The 228-nt window shown below is 57.0% G+C and carries 1 pseudogene; it reads right to left on the bottom strand.

The features are described from left to right. Positions 1-12: 12 nt before the first annotated feature. Positions 13-228, bottom strand: a pseudogene (locus tag KVT28_RS27695) (3-beta hydroxysteroid dehydrogenase); the annotation flags it as partial.

Here is a 228-nt window from a genome sequence, read left to right as displayed (position 1 = left end):
ACCTTATGCAAACTAACTGCCTTCACTCATGTCCTGCGATACGCCCGGCCCCCCCGGCTCCCAGTTAAACCTCTGACGCGTCCACGCGCTGGATGACGGATTCTCAGTAGACGCGAACAATGCCATCCAGCCTAACCACGCTTGTGCTTCTTCCAGCGTCAGGCTTTTCACCTGCAGTGATAATCCGGTGTCGCTGGTTTCGGCATACTGCCGGAATGGCACCCCTTC

It is taken from the genome of Pantoea sp. GbtcB22 (assembly GCF_019091025.1).
Classification (GTDB): domain Bacteria; phylum Pseudomonadota; class Gammaproteobacteria; order Enterobacterales; family Enterobacteriaceae; genus Pantoea; species Pantoea leporis.
Note: the sequence above shows the minus strand (reverse complement) of the source record. Positions and strands in the feature narration are given on the sequence as shown.